Source organism: Pseudarthrobacter sp. SSS035 (genome assembly GCF_023273875.1).
Classification (GTDB): Bacteria; Actinomycetota; Actinomycetes; order Actinomycetales; family Micrococcaceae; genus Arthrobacter.
The window spans coordinates 2,867,432-2,885,615 of record NZ_CP096882.1; the positions used below are offsets into that span (position 1 = coordinate 2,867,432).

Sequence of the window (18,184 nt, forward strand, 5' to 3'; positions counted from 1 at the left end):
CTTTGTGTGAGTTCTTGACGCGTGGTGCGGCTCACACCTACTCTGTGAGAAAGCGGTTTCTGAGACGCTCCCGACTGTCAGATCAAAGGACCAACGAATGCTTTCACGTGCCCGAAAATCCAGAATTCCCAAAGTTGCGGCTGCCATGGCCGTCCTGGCGCTGGCCCTTTCGGGCTGCGCCGGGAGCTCGCCGGCTGCCTCCGACGGACCGGTCACCCTGCGTTTCAGCTGGTGGGGCTCCGATACCCGCCACAAGATGACCCAGAAGCTGATCGACGCTTACGAAGCGAAGAACCCGAACATCAAGATCGAGGGGGAGTACGGCGACTGGTCCGGATATTGGGACAAACTGGCCACCCAGGTGGCCTCCCAGGACGCGCCGGACATCATCCAGATGGATGCCCAGTACCTCGGTGAATACGCCGAACGGGGGGCGCTGCTGGAGCTGAAAGACGTGGATCTGTCCAAGTTTGACCAGGCCGCCGCAGATGCTGGAAAGACCGAGGGCGGCCAGTACGCCGTGACCGCCGGCATGAATGCCCTGGTGGTCCTGGCCAATCCCGCGCTGGTGTCCGCCAGCGGGGTGTCCCTGCCTGATGATTCCAGCTGGACCTGGGACGAATACATGAAGACCGCGGCCGACATCACCAGCAAGAGCAAGGAAGGCATCTACGGCTCCGGGGCCTTTACAGGTGACGCCTCCTTCAACCTCTGGATGCGCCAGCATGGCAAGTCCCTTTTCGCCACGGACGGCGGCCTGGGCTTTGATGAGGCCGACGCCACCAAGTACTTTGAGATGCAGGCCAAGATGCGGGACGCCAAAGCTGTTCCGCCCGCGTCGGTGATGACCGAAGACGGCAGCGCACCGCTGGACCAGCAGGGCCTGGCAACGAACCGCTTCGCCATGGGTTGGGTGTGGTCCAACCAGCTGGCTGCGCTGACCAAGGCGTCAGGGCAAGCGCTGGAGATCCACCGGCCGCCGAGCGTCGAGGGCGATGCGTCCAAGGCCGAACAGTTCTACAAGGCATCGCAGTTCTGGTCTGCCAGTTCGCGGTCCAAGCATCCGGTCGAAACCCAGAAGTTCATCGACTTCCTGGCCAACAGCGTCGAAGCCGGCGAAATCGGGCTGGCAGACCGCGGCATCCCGGGCAACTCGGAAGTCCGCGCGGCCGTGGGCCCGAAGCTGACGCCCACGGATGCGCTGACGGCAAAGTTCATCGATGACATTGCCGATGAAGTAGGGGAGGCCCCTGCCGTGCCTCCCGCCGGATCCAGTTCGGTCTCCGAAGTCCTGACCCGGTACGCCAACGAGGTTCACTTCAGCAGGATTTCCCCGCAGGACGCGGCGAGGAAATCGATCGAGGAGATCAAGAGCTCGCTCAACTAGGCGAGGCACGACCCTCCGGAAACGGACGACCCAGAAACGGACGACGCCGGATGCGAACCGCACCCGGCGGCGGAAGTACTGCCGAAACGGCCCAGGGCACGCCGAGTTCGCTGAAGGTTGCGTGCTCACGCGTGGCACGCTCCAGGGCGCCTTCGATGCCGATGACCACGGCGTGGGCCGCGTCGCCGTCGCCCTCCCAGCGCAGGTACTGCGGCCCGATCGGCGTGGGCGCCGGTGCCGTCCGGATGGCTTCGAGGACCAGCATAAAAGCGCCGCTGTCCGTGATGGGGCTGATGAGTTCGCTGCCTTCGCGGCGGTGCGCAAGCAGGTTCTCTGTGAGGTCGTCCCGGCCGAAGACCTGCTCGGTCTGCCCGGCAGGAGTGGTCACGGTGAGGCGGTCTTCGGTGTAGTGGAACACAGCTGTGCCCGCCGAGCCATGCAGCGTGACATAGGGCTCCACGGATTCGCTGGCGCAGAGGGTCAGGGCGCAGGTGATGGGCAGCCCCGTTGCGGTGCGGACCCGGATCACGGATGTGTCGTCGGATTCGATGTCGTTGGCGCGGTACAGGTCTGTTTCCACCGACGCAACGTCGGCCGTGGTCCGGGCGCCGGCGATCCGCAGCGCGGTGGCCACGGCGTGGGCCAGGGGATTGGTGGCGACCCCGTCAACCACGTCGATCCCGTCAATGCTCCGCTTCCCGGCCCAGCGGGAGCGCTTGTAGTAGGCCTTGTCGCGGACCCAACGGCCGGTTGCCGAGATGCCTTCGAGGGTGCCGATGGTGCCGCTGGCGACGAGTTCCTCAAGGGCCGCCAGTGCGTGCGAGCCCAGGCTCTGGAAGCCGATCTGCACGCTTCGCCCGGACGCCTGTGCGGCGTCACACAGGATGTTGAAATCAGCCAGGGAAGCGACCGGGGGCTTCTCCAGATAGAGGTCCGCTGTTGTGGCCAGGGCGGCGCGGCCCAGCGGAGCATGGGTTTGGATGGGGGTGGCCACGATGATCACGTCCAGGTCCGGGGTGCCCGCCAGAAGTTCCGTGAGCCCAGGAAACACTGCGGCTGCTGCCGGCACGGACCCCGGTTCCGGCGGCTGGGGATCGGCTACCGCTACGAGGTCGACGACGCCGGCGGCCTGCAGCCGTTCAAGGTTGCCCAGGTGGTGGGCGCCGAAGCCGTGGACGCCTACCAGCGCCACCCTCGCCGCTGATGCCGCGTGTCCGGCGTGTCCGTGATGGCCGGACTGTGACGCGGCGGAAGGTGGTGTTGCCATGGGGCTCCGTTCCTGCCCCGGAGGACACTAAGGTTGGGTAAGCGCTTTCCCGAATCCAGTGTGCGGCATAACCATGGTGATAGTCCAGTGCGTCCTGCAGGCTGTTGTTACATTCCCAGTGGCGCTGCCCAGTTGCCGTTCCGGCCGCCACTGCCGCCTTCCTGGTACTTACCGCAGCGTGTGCAGCGCCGGTAGCGGCCGCCGTCGTCCGTGGTTTGGATGTGCCAATCGTCGCGCAGGTTCATCTTGCAGAGCAGGGTTTTGAGCATGATGTTCTCCGATCCGATAGCAAGGTCATCAGTCAGGGCCTGATGTTCTGGTTGAGCCTGAAGAAGTTCGTGGGATCGTAGGTGCGCTTGAGTGCCTTCAGCCTGTCGTACTTGGCGGCGCCGTACGCGTGCCTGACGCGTTCCTCGCCCTCTTCCATCAGGAAGTTCACGTAGACGCTGGTGTGGTGGGGCGCCAGGGCAGACCAATAGTCGCGGGCCCACTGGCGCTCGGCGGCGAAACCATCGGCGGTCTTGCTGTTGCCGTTGATGTTGAACGTGAACCCGGCCTGGCGGCCGTTGAAGGCGGTAGCACCGTCGTCGATCCTGCCCACAGCGCCGCCCATCTGCCACAGGGCGACGCTCGTGACCGGCGAGGTGATGCGGCTGCCGTACTCCACCACTACGTCGATGACGTCGTCGCTGAGGGCTGCAACGTCACAGGACCTGACGTAGTAATGCCAGCCGTGCGGGAACGACGGATCAAAGGTTCGCTGATGCTCCAGGAACGGCTTGGGCCGGCAAAAATCGAGCACGGGCGAACCGAAGTCCTTGAGCGGGCGCAAGACCTGTTCGCCCTCCTCAACCGGGCCGGCGTAGCAGGCGGTGACCGCAAGGACGAGCTTGCCCACCAGGTCCGGCGGGACGATCGGCAGTGCCGGCGCCCGCCGCTGCACGGCGATGGTCATCAGTTCGTCGGGGCAGTCCCCGATCCAATCCCGGTAAAAGCGGAGAACTTTCGGGGCATCTTCCATCGGCCAGAACACGGGGCCGGCCATCACGTACGGGCCCACGGGGTTAAGCCGGAACTCGAAGTCTGTGACGATGCCGAAGTTCCCGCCGCCGCCCCGCACGCCCCAGAAAAGGTCCGCGTTCTCGTTCTCGCTCGCCCTGACCAGCTCGCCGTCGGCGGTTACCACGTCCACGGACAGCAGCTGATCGATCGCGAGTCCGTACTTCCGCATGACCCAGCCGATGCCGCCGCCCAGTGTCAGGCCCGCAACCCCGGTATGGGTGACGATTCCTGACGGTACGGCGAGGCCGAACTCCTGCGTCTCCCGGTCGAGCTCGCCGAGCAGTACGCCGGCCTGGACACGTGCCGTTCTCGCCTCGGGGTCCACCCGGATGCCCTTCATGGGCCCGAGATCGATGAGCATTCCGTCGTCGCACACTGACAGCCCGGGGAAGCTGTGACCGCCTCCCCGCACGGCGACCCGCAGGTTCTGCGAGCGGGCGAGCCGGATGGCGGCTCGCACGTCTGCGACGCCGGTGCAGCGGGCTATAAGTGCGGGACGGCGGTCAATCGACCCGTTCCACACCCTGCGATGCTGATCGTAACCAGCGTCAGCCGGACGGACGAGGTCGCCCCGAAAGGATGTCTGTAATTCATCGACCGCAACGCCGTCGATCTCCGTGCTTTGTGCCATGGGACTCACGGACCTCTCGCTCTTCCAGCAGAGTCCCACCGTTGGCACGAACTGGCAAGAGGAAATTGCCGCAGCCCGGGCGCCCCGTCCGGAGCAGGCTGAGCCGCTAGCTGACTGCTTTCTTCACGAGCTCAATGACTTTGGCCTCGTCGGCGGCAGTGAGCTTGGTCAGGGCATACGAGGTGGGCCACATGTTGCCGTCGTCGAGGTTTGCGGGGTCGCTAAATCCGAGCGTCGGGTACCGTGCCTTGAATTTGTCGGCGGGCTGGAAGAAACAAACCACCTTGCCGTCCTTGGCGTAGGCAGGCATCCCGTACCAGGTCTTCGGCGCGAGCTCCGGCGCGTTCTCCTTGATGATGGCATGCAGCCGTTCGGCGATTGCGCGGTCCGGGTCCGACATCTCGGCGATCTTCCCGAGCACATCGCTTTCGCCATCCGGCTTAGCGGCGCGGGCATCCTTTCGCGATGCGGCCTTGAGCTCCTGGGCCCGTTCCTTCATTGCGGCGCGTTCCTCCGCATCGAAGCCGTCGTACGACTTGGTGCTCGTGCCGGTCTTGTTCGTGTCCGTCATTGCGGGTTCCTTCCTTGGCGGTCTCTTGGGGTCCACGCTAGTGTCCGGGCGTCAAGGAGGCTTCTCCAGAACTGCTCGAATACAAAACTGCCCGAATCCGGAGCTGATGGAAGCGGAGGTCCCTAGCCGGCGGAGGATCCCTTCGCCCGGCCGGTGCTCTGGCGCACCACGAGTTCGGGGGTGAAGATGACCGCCCGGTGCTTTGGATTCCCGGACTCGAGTTCCTCGGCCAGCAGATCGATGGCTGTGCGCCCCAGGGCCTCGGTTGGCTGCCGGATGGAGGAGAGGGGGACCACGGCGGAGACGGCGAAGTCGATGTCGTCGTACCCGATCAGCGCAATGTCCTCCGGGATCCGCAACGTGTGCGTCATGGTCAGTGACTGCATCACACCCAGGGCAAGCAGATCGTTGGCGCAGAAGATGCCGTCCGGCAGCTCGCCGGGCCCCCGCTCCACCAGCAGGTTGCCAACACTCCGGCCTGCCAGCACCGTTTGTCCGTCGGAATCGAGGACTTCAAGAGTGGCATCCGATTCCTCCTTCACGGCACGTTCTGCGCCTTGGAGTCGGTCCGCCACCTGGCGGATGGAGGTGGGGCCGCCCACAAAGGCGAGCCGACGGCGGCCGGTGTCCAGTAGGTGCCGGGCGGCGAGGTAACCGCCGGCGTCGTCGTCCACCGAAACGGAGCTGTACTTGCTCTCATCGGCGAGCCGGTCCACCAGAACGGTAGGGACACCGCGCTCGCGGAGCTGGTCGATGCGCGCGGTCACGTCACCCACGGGCGAGATGAGGAGGCCCTGCACGCGCTGCTCCTGGAACAGGTCGATGTAGTTGGATTCCCGGCTGGCATCGTGGCCGCTGTCGCCCAGCAGCACGGCGCTGCCCTGGAGTGCCGCGGCATCCTCCGCGGCACGGACCACCGACGTGAAGAAGGGGTTGCCGACGTCGAGCACGATCAGCCCGATGGTCCTGCTGTGGCCGGCGCGCAGCTGACGGGCGGCGTCGTTGCGGACGAAGCCGAGCTCCTCGATGGCCCGCAGCACCCGTTCCTTGGTCCGCTGCGAGACCCTGTCCGGGTAGTTCAGGACGTTGGATACCGTGCCCACGGCCACCTGGGCATGGTTGGCGACGTCCTTGATGCTGGCTGAGCGATTCATGTTTCTCCGTGCTGATATGCCCGCGTGCTGTACTTTTCGCTGGTCCCGGGACCGGGGCCGGGAAATTGCTTGACACCTACTTGTCTCAAGGGTACTTTGAATCGTATTAATGAAACGATTCAAAACATGGAAAGTTCAGGGGAGTTGCAGATGAGGGTGTGTTTCCGCTCCTCAGTCCAGCCAGGGCTGATCGACGAATACCGACGGCGGCACGCGGCTGTGTGGCCCGAAATGCTCCGCGCGCTCCAAGACGCTGGCTGGCGCGACTACTCGCTGTTCCTGGGCGCGGACGGGCTCCTCATCGGCTACCTGGAATGCGACGATTTCGACGCCGTCCGGGCGCGGATGGCCTTGACCGAGGTCAACACCCGCTGGCAGGCCGAGATGGCCACGTTGTTCGACAATCCGGACCAGGCGCCCGACGAAGGCTTCCAGGTCCTCGAGGAAGTGTTCAATCTTGACGACCAGCTCGCGGCGGCGGAGTACACCAGCAGCTGACGCACTTGGCCCCGTTGGCGGGACGCAAATACTCGGATCACAGCACCTGAGACAGACCACAGAACAACAGACCACATCACCAAGACCGGGAAGAACCAACATGAATGACGTAGCAACGGCGCTGGGCAGGCTCGGGGAGCTTGCCATCGAGGTCCCCTCGTGGGCTTATGGCAATTCAGGCACGCGCTTTAAGGTGTTCGGCACGCCGGGTACACCGCGGTCTGTGCAGGAGAAGATCGCGGACGCCGCCAAGGTGCACGAGCTGACCGGCCTTGCCCCGACGGTGGCCCTGCACATTCCGTGGGACAAGGTGGATGACTACGCCGCCCTCAAGGAGTACGCGGCCGGCCTGGGTGTGGGCCTGGGCACCATCAACTCGAACACGTTCCAGGATGACGAGTACAAGTTCGGTTCCCTGACGTCGTCGAACGGGTCGGTGCGGCGCCGGGCCATCGCCCATCACCTGGAGTGCATCGAGATCATGCACGCCACGGGCTCGCAGGACCTGAAGATCTGGCTGGCGGACGGCACCAACTACCCGGGCCAGGACGATCTCCGCGGGCGTCAGGACCGGTTGGCCGAGTCGCTGCAGGAGATCTACGCCGGCCTGGGCGAGAACCAGCGGCTGGTCCTCGAATACAAGTTCTTCGAGCCGGCTTTTTACCACACCGATGTTCCGGACTGGGGCACCTCCTACGCGCAGACCCTGGCGCTGGGCGAGAAGGCGATGGTCTGCCTGGACACCGGCCACCACGCGCCGGGCACCAACATCGAGTTCATCGTGATGCAGCTGCTGCGTCTGGGCAAGCTGGGCTCGTTTGACTTCAACTCCCGCTTCTACGCGGACGATGACCTGATCGTGGGGGCCGCGGATCCGTTCCAGCTGTTCCGGATCATGTACGAGGTCATCCGTGGCGGCGGCTTTGGCAAGGATTCCGGTGTGGCCCTGATGCTGGACCAGTGCCACAACCTGGAGGAGAAGATCCCGGGCCAGATCCGCTCGGTCCTGAACGTCCAGGAAATGACGGCCCGCGCCCTGCTGGTTGACACCGCCGCCCTGGGCGAGGCCCAGCGGACCGGGGATGTCCTGGCCGCCAACGGCGTGTTCAACGACGCCTTCTACACCGACGTCCGGCCCATCCTGGCCGAATGGCGTGAATCCCGCGGCCTGCCCGCGGACCCGATGGCCGCGTTCAAGGCCAGCGGTTACCAGAAACAGATCAACGAGGACCGCGTCGGCGGCCAGCAAGCCGGATGGGGCGCCTAACAATGACTACGCAGAACACAGAGACCCTGAACACGGGCAACACGACTGTTGAAGAGCTGATTGCGCGTTCCAACCGCCTCGGGGCGGACAAGCGGAACACCAACTTTGCCGGCGGCAACACCTCGGCCAAGGGCACCGAGAAGGACCCGGTCACGGGCGAGGACGTCCAGCTGCTCTGGGTCAAGGGCTCCGGCGGGGACCTGGGCACGCTGACGGCCGGCAACCTCGCCGTGCTGCGCCTGGACCGCCTGCAGGCACTCAAGGCCGTTTACCCCGGCGTCGAGCGTGAAGACGAAATGGTGGCCGCCTTCGATTACTGCCTGCACGGCAAGGGCGGCGCCGCTCCCTCGATCGATACGGCCATGCATGGCTTGGTGGACGCCGCGCACGTGGACCACCTGCACCCGGACTCCGGCATCGCGATTGCCACCGCCGTGGACGGCGAGGCCCTGACCACCAAGGTCTTCGGCGACAAAGTTCTCTGGGTTCCGTGGCGCCGTCCCGGTTTCCAGCTTGGCCTGGACATCGCCGCGATCAAGGACGCCAACCCGCAGGCCATCGGCACCATCCTCGGCGGGCACGGCATCACCGCCTGGGGCGCCACCAGCGAAGAAGCCGAGCAGAACTCGCTGTGGATCATTGAACAGGCCGAGAAGTTCATCGAAGAGAACGGCAAGGCCGAACCCTTCGGAGCGCAACTGGCCGGTTACGGCGCTCTCCCCGAAGCTGAAAGGAAAGCGAAGGCCGCCGCACTCGCCCCGGTGATCCGCGGCCTGGCATCCACGGACAAACCGCAGCTGGGGCACTTCAGTGATGACGCCGTCGTGCTTGATTTCTTGGAAGCCGCCGAACACCCGCGCCTCGGCGCGCTCGGCACGTCCTGCCCGGACCACTTCCTGCGCACCAAGGTCAAGCCGCTGATCCTGGACCTGCCTGCCGATGCCTCCATCGAGGACTCGGTGGCCCGGCTGAAGGAACTCCACGCCGTTTACCGCGAGGATTACCAGGCGTACTACGACCGCCATGCGGTTGCTGATTCACCGGCACTGCGCGGCGCGGACCCGGCCATCGTCCTGGTCCCGGGCGTGGGCATGTTCTCGTACGGCGCGAACAAGCAGACCGCCCGTGTTGCCGGCGAGTTCTATCTCAACGCGATCAACGTGATGCGCGGCGCCGAGGCGATCTCCACCTACGCCCCGATCGAGGAATCCGAGAAGTTCCGCATCGAATACTGGTCGCTGGAGGAAGCCAAGCTCGCCCGCCTGCCCAAGCCGAAGTCCCACGCCTCCCGCATCGCGCTGGTCACCGGCGCGGCGTCGGGCATCGGCAAGGCGATCGCCACCCGGTTGGCGTCCGAGGGCGCCTGCGTAGTCATTGCCGACCTGAACCTGGAGAACGCCCAGGCCGTCGCCGCAGAGCTCGGCGGCGCGGACGTCGCCATCGGTGTCCAGGCAGACGTGACCGATGAAGCACAGATCGCGGCCGCGATCCAGGAAGCGGTGCTGGCGTTCGGCGGACTGGACCTGGTGGTCAACAACGCCGGCTTGTCCATCTCCAAGCCGCTGCTGGAAACCACCGAAAAGGACTGGGACCTCCAGCACAACGTGATGGCCAAGGGTTCCTTCCTGGTCTCCAAGGCCGCGGCGAAGGTCATGATCGGCCAGGACATGGGCGGGGACATCATCTACATCTCCTCCAAGAACTCCGTGTTCGCGGGCCCGAACAACATCGCCTACTCGGCCACCAAGGCCGACCAGGCGCACCAGGTCCGGCTTCTCGCGGCCGAGCTCGGCGAGCACGGCATCCGCGTCAACGGCATCAACCCCGACGGCGTGGTCCGCGGCTCCGGTATCTTCGCCGGCGGCTGGGGCGCCAAGCGCGCCGCCGTCTACGGTGTGGACGAGCAGGAACTGGGCAAGTACTACGCCCAGCGCACGCTGCTCAAGCGCGAAGTCCTGCCCGAGCACGTGGCCAACGCCGCCGCGGTCCTGACCAGCAACGAACTGTCCCACACCACCGGCCTCCACATCCCCGTGGACGCCGGGGTGGCCGCAGCCTTCCTGCGATGAACGCCACCGCATCCCATGCACAGGGCGGTGTCGACGGCGGTACGGTGTTCGCCGCCGTCGACGTCGGCGCCTCCTCCGGCCGGGTCATCCTGGGCCGGGTCAGGGATTCCAGCGTGGAGCTGGAAACCGTGCACCGTTTCCCCAACGGTGTGGTGGAGTTCGACGGCGGCCTCCGCTGGGATTTCGACGCCCTGTTCGCCGAGGTGCTGAAGGGACTCACTGCCGCCGGCACCGTGGCGGCGCTGCAGGACGAGACCATCACCAGCATCGGGATCGACACCTGGGCGGTGGACTACGGCCTGGTCAACACCGCGGGCGAACTGACGGCCCAGCCGTACAGCTACCGTGATGACCGGAGCCGCGCCGCCGTCGCGGCCGTGCACCGGAAACTGGACCCTGCCCGGCTCTACGGCACCACGGGGCTGCAGTTCCTGCAGTTCAACACCCTGTACCAGCTGGCCACCGAGCGGGACCTGGACGGTCTGCAGGCGCTGCTCATCCCGGACCTCATCGCCTTCTTCCTGACAGGACAGCGGCGCACGGAATCCACCAACGCCTCCACCACAGGCCTGTATGACGCCGTCGCGGGGGAGTGGGCCACCGAGTTCCTCAGCGCTCTGGGCCTGCGGAAAGACTCATTCCCGCCGCTGATCGAGCCCGGCGAAACGGTGGGCACGCTGCTGCCGGAGATCGCGTCCAGGGTGGGACTGCCGGCCGGCACCAAGGTGGTGGCCGTCGGCTCGCACGACACGGCCTCCGCCGTCGCCGCCGTCCCAGCGCAGGAGGAGAACTTTGCCTATATCTCCTCCGGCACGTGGTCCCTGGTGGGGCTGGAACTGAGCTATCCGGTCCTGACCGAGGCCAGCCGGGAAGCGAACTTCACCAACGAACGCGGCGTGGACGGCACCATCCGCTACCTGCGCAACATGGGCGGGCTGTGGCTGCTCAGCGAATGCCAGCGGACCTGGGCCGCCGAAGGCTTCACCCCGGAACTCACTGATCTGCTCGACGCCGCAGCGGCGCTGCCCCCGGGCGGCCCGCAGATCAATCCGGACGATTCCGCGTTCATCGCCCCGGACAACATGCCCCACCGCATCCGCGCCACGGTCCGCCACACCGGGGGCCTCCTGCCTGATGACCCGGCGGCCATTACGCGGTGCATCATGGACAGCCTCGCCACCGGCTACGCGCGGGCCATCGCGGACGCCGAACGCCTGGCGGACCGCAGCGTGGACGTGGTCCATGTCGTTGGCGGCGGCTCCCAGAACGGGCTCCTCTGCCAGCTCACGGCCGACACCACCGGCAAGAAAGTGGTGGCAGGCCCCGTAGAAGCCACCGCCGTCGGGAATGTCCTGGTGCAGGCCCGTGCTGCCGGGCACGTCAGCGGCGGGCTCGCGGAACTGCGCCGGCTGGTGGTGTCATCGCACGAGCTGCAGACGTTCACGCCGCAGCTCTCCCGCCTGTAAGCCCCCACCAGCCCGCGCGAACAGGCAGCTAATGACCTCAAGTTGCGGATTTGAGGTTATTAGCTGCCGGTTCACGCCTGAAGGGTGGAGGCCCCAAGTGTCTGTGAGGATTTTAGTGGCTGGTCTGGGACTGGCTGGCAGAGTGGGTATTGGCCGTTCAGCCCCGTGGATGTGACTCATCAAGTGTTTGGCCCTGCAAGGGGTGTCTTTGAATGGATCTGTCCATCCGCGGGGGTGGCGGCCGGTACCACCCGGCCCACCTCGGTAACTTGATCAGAAGGTTGTCCGCCTCTTTGGGGGCGTGGCTCGTCACAGTGTTGTTCCGAAGTGACCTCTACCCGGACTGGTACCGGCCGTGCGCGGCCCTGACCATATCCGCGAATAGAGGAAGGTGCCAGAACCGCTATGACTATCGTTGCTCATTCCCGCCCTTTTGTCGTCGGCGTCGATACGCACGCCAAGAACCATGTCTACGCCATCATCACCGGCAACACCGGTGAGCTGACCGCCACCCGGGACTTCCCCACCACCGGGGCCGGCATTACCCGCGCAATCGCCTGGGTCGCGCGCCGCACCGGCGCTGATCTGGCGACCTTGTGGGTGATCGAGGGTGCTGCTTCCTACGGCGCTCTGCTGGCCGGTTCCGTCGGCGCCGCCGGCTACACGGTCGCCGAAGCCGCACGCATGGATGCCCGAGCCCATCACGGGGTCGGCAAATCAGATCCGCTCGACGCGCACCGGATCGCCGCAGCCGTCCTGCCCCTGGATGAGCAGCAACTGCGCCAGCCACGGCTGAACGAAGGAGTCCGAGCTGCCCTGCGGATCCTGGTCACCGCACGGGAATCCATGACCACCGACCGTACCCGGGGCGTGAACGCGTTGACCGCCCTGCTCCGGGTCAACGACCTTGGCCTGGATGCGCGCAAACCCTTGACCGGAACCCAGATCACCGAAGCCTCCCGCTGGCGGGCCCGGGAAGAACCGCTGGCTCAGTCCGTTGCCCGCGCCGAAGCAGTCCGGCTGGCCAAACACATCACCGAACTCGACGCGGACATCAAAACCAACAACGACCAAATCACCGGACTGGTCGAAATCAGCGAAGCCGCACCCCTCCTCAAGGAGACCGGGATCGGTCCCGTCACGGCCGCCATCTGCCTGAGCGTCTGGTCCCACCGGGGACGCGTCCATTCCGAGGCCGCCTTCGCGTCCCTGGCCGGAGCCAGCCCTATCCACGCCTCGTCAGGGAACACCGTCCGGCACAGACTCAACCGCGGCGGCGACAGAACCCTGAACAAAGCCCTGCACATCATCGCCCTGAGCCGGATGACCTTCGAGCCCGCCACCATCGACTACGTCCAGAAACGCCAAGCCGAAGGACGAACAAAAAAGGAGATCCGCCGGTGCCTGAAACGCTATCTCGCCCGACGGATCTACCGAATACTCAACGCCGCAAACCCAGACCCCGGCCACGCTTGACAACCATAGAAGGATCCTTTCGAGTCAGGCCGGGTGCCCCTACGCGGCTTGTGTGACGTAGGATCTCCGAAAGCAACCCGACGAGACAGGACCGGACAGCAGTATGCCCCTCTTCGACCTTCCCCTTGACCAGCTCCGCAGCTACACCTCGAGGGTCACGCCGCCCGCCGACCTGCAGGACTTTTGGGACGTCACCCTCGACGAGGCCCGGACGTTCCCGCTCAACGCAACATTCGAGCCGGTTGAGAACTACCTGTCGGTCGTCGACACCTTCGACGTCACGTTCGCCGGCTACGGAGGTGCACCCATCAAGGGCTGGCTGCACCTCCCGGCGAACCGGCGCGCCGGAACCCGGCTGCCCGTCGTCGTGCAGTACATCGGTTACTCGGGCGGCCGCGGGCTGGTCAACCAGGACACAAAATGGGCGCAGGCCGGCTATGCGCAGTTCATCATGGACACCCGCGGCCAGGGTTACGGCGGGATCCTCGGCGAGACGGCGGATCCCCACCCGTCTGCGGGCGAGGTGGCCTACGCGGGGCTCATGACCAGGGGCGCCAACAGCCGCGAGGACTACTACTACCGCCGCGTATACGTGGACGCGTTCCGCGCGGTGGAAGCGGCGCAGTCCCACCCGGAGGTCGATCCTGCGCGCGTTGTCGTGGCCGGGATCAGCCAGGGCGGCGGCATTGCGGTGGCGGTTGCCGGGCTGGTGGCGGGAAGGCTCGACGGCGTCATCGCCGCGCTGCCCGACGTCCCCTTCCTGCAGGACTTTCCCAGGTCCATAGACATCGCGGCCCGCGGCCCCTATCCGGAAATCGCGGCGTTCCTGGGCAGGCACCGTGACCGGTACGAGCCGATGCTGGCGGTCCTGAACTATTTCGACGGCGTCAACCTCGCCCGGGCGGCCACCGTACCGGCCCTGTACTCGGTGGCGCAGATGGACGATGTCTGCCCGCCCTCCACCGTGTTCGCCAGCTTCAATGCCTACGGCAGCGACTCCTCGGCACAAAAGGACATCGAGGTCTACCGGTTCAACAACCACGAGGGCGGCCAGGAGCACCACTGGATCAGGCAACTGCAGTACCTCCGCGAGCTCCTGGGCTGAAACAAGGCGCCCGCCCCGGATTTCCATGTGTGACGGCCGTGATTTTGCGGCGGTCGCAGCGCGCGGTTATGGTTTGCCTATGACAAACCGTTGGTATGCGTATTTTTCGTTGGCTCTGGAGGAGCCCGCGTCTAACTGACACGCATCCATCTTCCTTCAGAGCCAACAGGGCAGAGATCATTCTCTGCCCTTCGCCATTTCTCCGGCGGGTTCTGATCTGGGCCCGCTTTCCTATCTGGAACAGGACCCGAACATGAGCACCGCGACAGCCATTCCCTCGAAATCCACGTCCAATCTGCGCGTCAGCGAATTCACGTCGCTGCCCTCGCCCCAGGAGCTCATCGCCGAGCTGCCCATGGACGCCCGGGTGACGGACGTCGTCGAGCGTGGACGCGACGAAGTGCGGGCCATCATGGACGGCGTGGACGACAGGCTGCTGGTCATCGTGGGCCCCTGCTCCATCCACGACCCCAAGGCTGGGCTGGAATACGCCCGCCGGCTGGTCAGCCAGGCCGAGAAGCACCGTGACGACCTCCTGATCGTGATGCGCACGTACTTCGAAAAGCCCCGCACGACGGTGGGCTGGAAGGGCCTGATCAACGATCCTCGCCTGGACGGCAGCCATGACATGGTCACCGGGCTCCGGACCGCCAGGGAATTCCTGCAGCAGGTCACCGCGCTGGGGCTGCCCACCGCCACCGAATTCCTGGAACCCATCAGCCCCCAGTACATGGCGGACCTCATCTCGTGGGGAGCCATCGGGGCGCGCACCACCGAGAGCCAGATCCACCGCCAGCTTGCCTCCGGTCTCTCCATGCCCATCGGCTTCAAGAACGGGACCGACGGCGACCTCCAGGTAGCGCTCGACGCGTGCGGCGCCGCCGCTGCCGCCCAGGCATTCCTGGGGATCGACGGCGACGGCCGGGCCGCGCTGGTGGCCACCGCCGGGAACCCGGACACCCACGTCATCCTCCGCGGTGGACGGAAGGGGCCCAACTACTCAGCGGCCGACGTCGAAAGCGCCTCCGCCAAGCTGGCCGGCAAGGGGCTCAACCCCCGGCTGATCGTGGACGCCAGCCACGCCAACAGCGGCAAGAGCCACCACCGGCAGGCGGAAGTGGCGCTGGAAATCGGCGCACAGCTGGAGGACGGCGGCGAGGCGGCTCAGGCCATCGCGGGTGTCATGCTGGAGAGCTTCCTGGTGGGCGGTGCCCAGAACCTTGATGTCGGCGAGCATGCGGCGGGCCGGGCGGAACTGGTCTACGGGCAGAGTGTCACGGACGCGTGCATGGATTGGGACGTCTCCGTTTCGGTCCTCGATCAGCTCGCGGCGTCCGCCCGGAAGCGCCGGACCGCTTAATGATTGCCCGGATGACTTTCACTACAGCCCCATGAACCTCTAGAGTATCTAACACATGGTTGGTGGATGGCTCAGCATCGGCACACCGCATATGAATCAAAGCTGGGGTACTGTCGTCATCCATCAGCAAAGGAATAGGGAAATGTCCGCAGAACAGAACTTCTCGAACGCGAAGTTCCTGACCGTGGCCGAAGTGGCCGAGGTCATGCGCGTCTCCAAAATGACCGTCTATCGGCTGGTCCACTCAGGCGAAATGCCTGCGGTGCGTTTCGGCCGGTCGTACCGGGTGCCGGAGAGCGCCGTCGAGCAGTACCTCAAGGGTGCTGTGGTGGACGGGCACTCCGAAACCGCCTGAGCATTACCTGCGGTCAGTGGGCATCGCCAAGAAGCGGTACCCTGTTAAGGAACGTTTTACGTCATTGTAAGAATCTGTCAGTTGTTTCAGTCTGTAGCTCTGTCCACGGACCATTTCCATCAGACAGGTACTGCATCTAGTTTGTGAGGAACTTTCGTGGGTTCAGTTATTAAGAAGCGTCGCAAGCGTATGGCCAAGAAGAAGCACCGCAAGTTGCTTCGTAAGACCCGTCACCAGCGCCGCAATAAGAAGTAGAGATACTTCGACAAGCGTGAAATGCCCGTTGCCTTCCCGGCAGCGGGCATTTTTTTGTGTCTGGTGCCAGCGGCTGTGCCTCGCCGTCGCTTAGACACGTCCGAAAGGCGCTCCTACGGTCGCTGAGCGACCTTCGTCCCGCGTTCGGCCGCGATGCGCTCCTACGCGAGGCGCAGCAGCTGGCGGGCAGTGCCTTCTACGCCCGGGGGCCGCGGATGCGGGCGAAGCCTTTCCAAAGTCCGTAAATTACGCCGCCGGCCGTTGCTGCCTTGAGCCCCAGGGTGGCGGCGCGGCGGCCGGAACGGAAGTCGTAGACCGGCCAGTTGTTGTCCCGCGCGTGGCGGCGGAGCCTGGCATCGGGGTTGATGGCTACCGGGTGCCCCACCAGGGTCAGCAGCGGGATGTCGTTGTATGAGTCGCTGTAGGCCCAGCACCGCTTGAGGTCCAGGTCTTCGGCGTGGGCCAGGGCCTGCACTGCCACTGCCTTGGCGGAACCGTGCAGGATGTCGCCCACCAGCCGGCCGGTGTACATGCCGTCGGCAACCTCGCCCACGGTGCCCAAGGCTCCGGTCAGGCCGAGCCTGGTGGAAATGACCGCGGCAACCTCGATGGGGGTTGCGGTAACCAGCCAGACCCGCCGGCCCACGCGCAGGTGCTGCTGCGCCAGTGCCTTGGCGCCGGGCCAGATCCTGGACGCGATCATTTCGTCGTAGACCTCTTCGCCCAGGGCCTTGACGTCCTCCACGGTGATGCCTTCGGCGAGGGTGAGGGCGGAGTCGCGGACAGCGTGGACATCGTCCATGTTCTCGCCGCGCGCCACAAATTTGAACTGCTTCCACGCGAACCCCGCGGCCTGCGTCAGGGTGAAGGCGCCGCGTTGGTGCATCTTGCGGGCAACATGGAAGAGGCTGGCGCCCCTCATGAGGGTGTTATCGACGTCGAAGAAGGCGGCTTCGCCGGTCTGCATCAACGCATCCGGCTGGGTCACCACAGCGACGTACTTCTCCTCGGGCATGTCCACGAGTCTAGTCAATACTCGGTGACCAGGATTTCAGTGCAGCACGAGTGCCAGCGCTCGCCCGGATACCCGCGTCGCCGTACGCCTCGCCGTCGGCCGCAGTCCTCTGCCCTGCTCTCTGCCCTGAAGGGCGATACGGTTAATGCATGGCAAAACCCGAGGTAGTCCTCATCACCAAAGCAGACTGTCACCTGTGTGCAGGGGCGCGCGACGCCGTCGGACGCGTTACTGCATCGCTGGGACTCGGGTGGACGGAACAGCAGGTGGACGAGCTGCCGGAACTGCGTGAGCGGTACGCGGAGGAAATCCCCGTAGTCCTGGTGGATGGAATCCAACGCGATTTCTGGAAGATCGACGAAGCCCGGCTGGAGCGCGTCCTCAAACGCGCCATGGCCCAATAGGAAAGCGGCCACGCAGAATGACACCGGCTTTGTTGGCACCAGCGGCGGGGCTCTAGAGTGGAGTCACGACGCGATGGAATGGAGGGGATAGTGACTTCACTGGATTCATCTCCCCATGCTGTCCAAGGTGCAGAGGCTGGCCACAGTACACAGCCCGTCCATGGCGCCGAGTCCACCAAGCAAATACCGCCCGCAGCAGTGGCCCGGCTGACCATCTACCTGCGCGCCCTTAACACGCTGCTGTCCGACGGCATCGAACGGGTATCTTCGGAATCGCTGGCGGAAGCGTCAGGAGTGAGCTCGTCAACCCTGCGCAAGGACCTTTCCTATGTGGGTTCCTACGGCACGCGCGGAGTGGGCTACGAAGTGCAGTACCTGAGCCGTCACATCTCCGCGGCCCTGGGGCTGACCCATGACTGGAAGGTCGCCATTGTTGGCGCGGGTAACCTCGGCAAGGCCCTGGCCCGTTACGGCGGCTTCGAGTCCCGCGGGTTTGACGTCGTGGCAATTTTCGACGCCGACCAGATGGTGGTGGGCAATGAGGTGGGCTGGCTGCGCGTCAGCGACGCTGCGGACATGGAGGCCGTGTTGCAGCGGACGGGCGCCAACATGGTGGTCCTGGCACTTCCGGCCCACGTGGCGCAGGCCGTGTGCGACCGCGTGGTGGCGGCGGGTGTCCACAGCATCCTGAGCTTCGCCCCCGTTATGCTGCAGGTCCCCGAGGGCGTCAACCTCCGCAAGGTGGATATGGCCACTGAACTGCAGATCCTCGCCTATCACGCACAACGGGCGCAGACCCCAGACCAGACCGCCTAGTTCGTCGGCGGCTGATGGGGCCCACG

General features: G+C 65.4%; 18 protein-coding genes. 12 read left to right on the forward strand and 6 right to left on the reverse strand.

From position 1 onward, the window contains the following. The first annotated feature begins 97 nt into the window (after positions 1 to 97). Positions 98 to 1,387, forward strand: a complete 1,290-nt coding sequence (locus MUN23_RS13205; protein WP_248758848.1) for an ABC transporter substrate-binding protein — start codon at positions 98 to 100, stop codon at positions 1,385 to 1,387. On the opposite strand, the gene MUN23_RS13210 is transcribed toward MUN23_RS13205, so the two are convergent. The 5 genes from MUN23_RS13210 to MUN23_RS13230 form a co-directional block, all read right to left on the reverse strand. Next, positions 1,380 to 2,654, reverse strand: coding sequence for a Gfo/Idh/MocA family protein (locus tag MUN23_RS13210; protein ID WP_371875905.1), 1,275 nt, complete (start codon positions 2,652 to 2,654; stop codon positions 1,380 to 1,382). The genes MUN23_RS13205 and MUN23_RS13210 overlap by 8 nt on opposite strands. Before the next feature lie 107 nt (positions 2,655 to 2,761). After that, positions 2,762 to 2,923 carry a hypothetical protein gene (locus tag MUN23_RS13215; protein WP_248758850.1) on the reverse strand — a complete coding sequence of 54 codons (162 nt, stop codon included), beginning with the start codon at positions 2,921 to 2,923 and terminating at the stop codon, positions 2,762 to 2,764. Between the two features lie 32 nt (positions 2,924 to 2,955). Further along, positions 2,956 to 4,347: an FAD-binding oxidoreductase gene (locus MUN23_RS13220; protein ID WP_248758852.1), complete on the reverse strand. Its 1,392-nt coding sequence runs from the start codon at positions 4,345 to 4,347 to the stop codon at positions 2,956 to 2,958. 106 nt (positions 4,348 to 4,453) lie between these two features. Further along, the gene (locus MUN23_RS13225) at positions 4,454 to 4,918 is read right to left on the reverse strand and encodes an iron chaperone (protein ID WP_248758854.1); all 465 of its coding nucleotides are present in this window, start codon (positions 4,916 to 4,918) and stop codon (positions 4,454 to 4,456) included. A gap of 122 nt (positions 4,919 to 5,040) precedes the next feature. Then, complete coding sequence (locus MUN23_RS13230) at positions 5,041 to 6,072, reverse strand: LacI family DNA-binding transcriptional regulator (protein WP_248758857.1); 1,032 nt, start codon at positions 6,070 to 6,072, stop codon at positions 5,041 to 5,043. A 150-nt stretch (positions 6,073 to 6,222) separates the two neighbouring features. Here MUN23_RS13230 and MUN23_RS13235 point away from each other — a divergent pair, with 150 nt between their 5' ends. The 9 genes from MUN23_RS13235 to MUN23_RS13275 all read left to right on the forward strand — a co-directional run bounded on the left by MUN23_RS13235 (position 6,223) and on the right by MUN23_RS13275 (position 15,923). After that, complete coding sequence (locus MUN23_RS13235) at positions 6,223 to 6,570, forward strand: L-rhamnose mutarotase (RefSeq protein ID WP_248764081.1); 348 nt, start codon at positions 6,223 to 6,225, stop codon at positions 6,568 to 6,570. A gap of 100 nt (positions 6,571 to 6,670) precedes the next feature. Beyond that, positions 6,671 to 7,837, forward strand: a complete 1,167-nt coding sequence (gene rhaI / locus MUN23_RS13240) for an L-rhamnose isomerase (protein ID WP_248758859.1) — start codon at positions 6,671 to 6,673, stop codon at positions 7,835 to 7,837. Beyond that, positions 7,825 to 9,906 carry a bifunctional aldolase/short-chain dehydrogenase gene (locus MUN23_RS13245; protein WP_371875906.1) on the forward strand — a complete coding sequence of 694 codons (2,082 nt, stop codon included), beginning with the start codon at positions 7,825 to 7,827 and terminating at the stop codon, positions 9,904 to 9,906. Before rhaI ends, MUN23_RS13245 begins: the two co-directional genes overlap by 13 nt. Further along, entirely contained in the window at positions 9,903 to 11,372 is a 1,470-nt protein-coding gene (locus MUN23_RS13250) for a rhamnulokinase family protein (RefSeq protein ID WP_248758865.1), read from the forward strand. Before MUN23_RS13245 ends, MUN23_RS13250 begins: the two co-directional genes overlap by 4 nt. 405 nt (positions 11,373 to 11,777) lie before the next feature. Beyond that, positions 11,778 to 12,848 (forward strand): IS110 family transposase, encoded by a 1,071-nt coding sequence (locus MUN23_RS13255; RefSeq protein ID WP_248758872.1) that lies wholly within the window; start codon positions 11,778 to 11,780, stop codon positions 12,846 to 12,848. Positions 12,849 to 12,951: 103 nt separating this feature from the next. Then, positions 12,952 to 13,953, forward strand: coding sequence for an acetylxylan esterase (locus tag MUN23_RS13260; RefSeq protein ID WP_248758874.1), 1,002 nt, complete (start codon positions 12,952 to 12,954; stop codon positions 13,951 to 13,953). A gap of 253 nt (positions 13,954 to 14,206) precedes the next feature. After that, positions 14,207 to 15,313, forward strand: a complete 1,107-nt coding sequence (locus MUN23_RS13265; protein ID WP_248758877.1) for a 3-deoxy-7-phosphoheptulonate synthase — start codon at positions 14,207 to 14,209, stop codon at positions 15,311 to 15,313. A 142-nt stretch (positions 15,314 to 15,455) separates the two neighbouring features. Next, on the forward strand, positions 15,456 to 15,668 hold the full coding sequence (locus MUN23_RS13270; protein ID WP_058931377.1) for a helix-turn-helix domain-containing protein: 213 nt from the start codon (positions 15,456 to 15,458) through the stop codon (positions 15,666 to 15,668). Between the two features lie 156 nt (positions 15,669 to 15,824). Then, positions 15,825 to 15,923 (forward strand): 30S ribosomal protein bS22, encoded by a 99-nt coding sequence (locus tag MUN23_RS13275; protein ID WP_003792170.1) that lies wholly within the window; start codon positions 15,825 to 15,827, stop codon positions 15,921 to 15,923. Between the two features lie 196 nt (positions 15,924 to 16,119). Here the strand turns inward: MUN23_RS13275 and MUN23_RS13280 are convergent, their stop codons facing one another. Then, a complete protein-coding gene (locus MUN23_RS13280; RefSeq protein WP_248758878.1) occupies positions 16,120 to 16,938 on the reverse strand; it encodes an HAD family phosphatase in 819 nt (272 codons plus the stop codon). A 149-nt stretch (positions 16,939 to 17,087) separates the two neighbouring features. Here MUN23_RS13280 and MUN23_RS13285 point away from each other — a divergent pair, with 149 nt between their 5' ends. After that, a complete protein-coding gene (locus tag MUN23_RS13285; RefSeq protein WP_104060455.1) occupies positions 17,088 to 17,342 on the forward strand; it encodes a glutaredoxin family protein in 255 nt (84 codons plus the stop codon). A gap of 90 nt (positions 17,343 to 17,432) precedes the next feature. After that, the gene (locus tag MUN23_RS13290) at positions 17,433 to 18,158 is read left to right on the forward strand and encodes a redox-sensing transcriptional repressor Rex (RefSeq protein WP_371875907.1); all 726 of its coding nucleotides are present in this window, start codon (positions 17,433 to 17,435) and stop codon (positions 18,156 to 18,158) included. Positions 18,159 to 18,184: the final 26 nt, after the last annotated feature.

Bases quoted from the DNA above. Each gene is read 5' to 3' on its own strand.
- MUN23_RS13250 (WP_248758865.1), top strand. From the start codon at position 9,903: ATGAACGCCACCGCATCCCATGCACAGGGCGGTGTCGACGGCGGTACG.
- MUN23_RS13235 (WP_248764081.1), top strand. From the start codon at position 6,223: ATGAGGGTGTGTTTCCGCTCCTCAGTCCAGCCAGGGCTGATCGACGAA.
- MUN23_RS13255 (WP_248758872.1), top strand. From the start codon at position 11,778: ATGACTATCGTTGCTCATTCCCGCCCTTTTGTCGTCGGCGTCGATACG.
- MUN23_RS13265 (WP_248758877.1), top strand. From the start codon at position 14,207: ATGAGCACCGCGACAGCCATTCCCTCGAAATCCACGTCCAATCTGCGC.
- MUN23_RS13215 (WP_248758850.1), bottom strand. From the start codon at position 2,923: ATGCTCAAAACCCTGCTCTGCAAGATGAACCTGCGCGACGATTGGCAC.
- MUN23_RS13230 (WP_248758857.1), bottom strand. From the start codon at position 6,072: ATGAATCGCTCAGCCAGCATCAAGGACGTCGCCAACCATGCCCAGGTG.
- MUN23_RS13245 (WP_371875906.1), top strand. From the start codon at position 7,825: ATGGGGCGCCTAACAATGACTACGCAGAACACAGAGACCCTGAACACG.
- MUN23_RS13220 (WP_248758852.1), bottom strand. From the start codon at position 4,347: ATGGCACAAAGCACGGAGATCGACGGCGTTGCGGTCGATGAATTACAG.
- MUN23_RS13205 (WP_248758848.1), top strand. From the start codon at position 98: ATGCTTTCACGTGCCCGAAAATCCAGAATTCCCAAAGTTGCGGCTGCC.
- MUN23_RS13225 (WP_248758854.1), bottom strand. From the start codon at position 4,918: ATGACGGACACGAACAAGACCGGCACGAGCACCAAGTCGTACGACGGC.
- MUN23_RS13285 (WP_104060455.1), top strand. From the start codon at position 17,088: ATGGCAAAACCCGAGGTAGTCCTCATCACCAAAGCAGACTGTCACCTG.
- MUN23_RS13260 (WP_248758874.1), top strand. From the start codon at position 12,952: ATGCCCCTCTTCGACCTTCCCCTTGACCAGCTCCGCAGCTACACCTCG.
- rhaI (WP_248758859.1), top strand. From the start codon at position 6,671: ATGAATGACGTAGCAACGGCGCTGGGCAGGCTCGGGGAGCTTGCCATC.
- MUN23_RS13210 (WP_371875905.1), bottom strand. From the start codon at position 2,654: ATGGCAACACCACCTTCCGCCGCGTCACAGTCCGGCCATCACGGACAC.
- MUN23_RS13280 (WP_248758878.1), bottom strand. From the start codon at position 16,938: ATGCCCGAGGAGAAGTACGTCGCTGTGGTGACCCAGCCGGATGCGTTG.
- MUN23_RS13270 (WP_058931377.1), top strand. From the start codon at position 15,456: ATGTCCGCAGAACAGAACTTCTCGAACGCGAAGTTCCTGACCGTGGCC.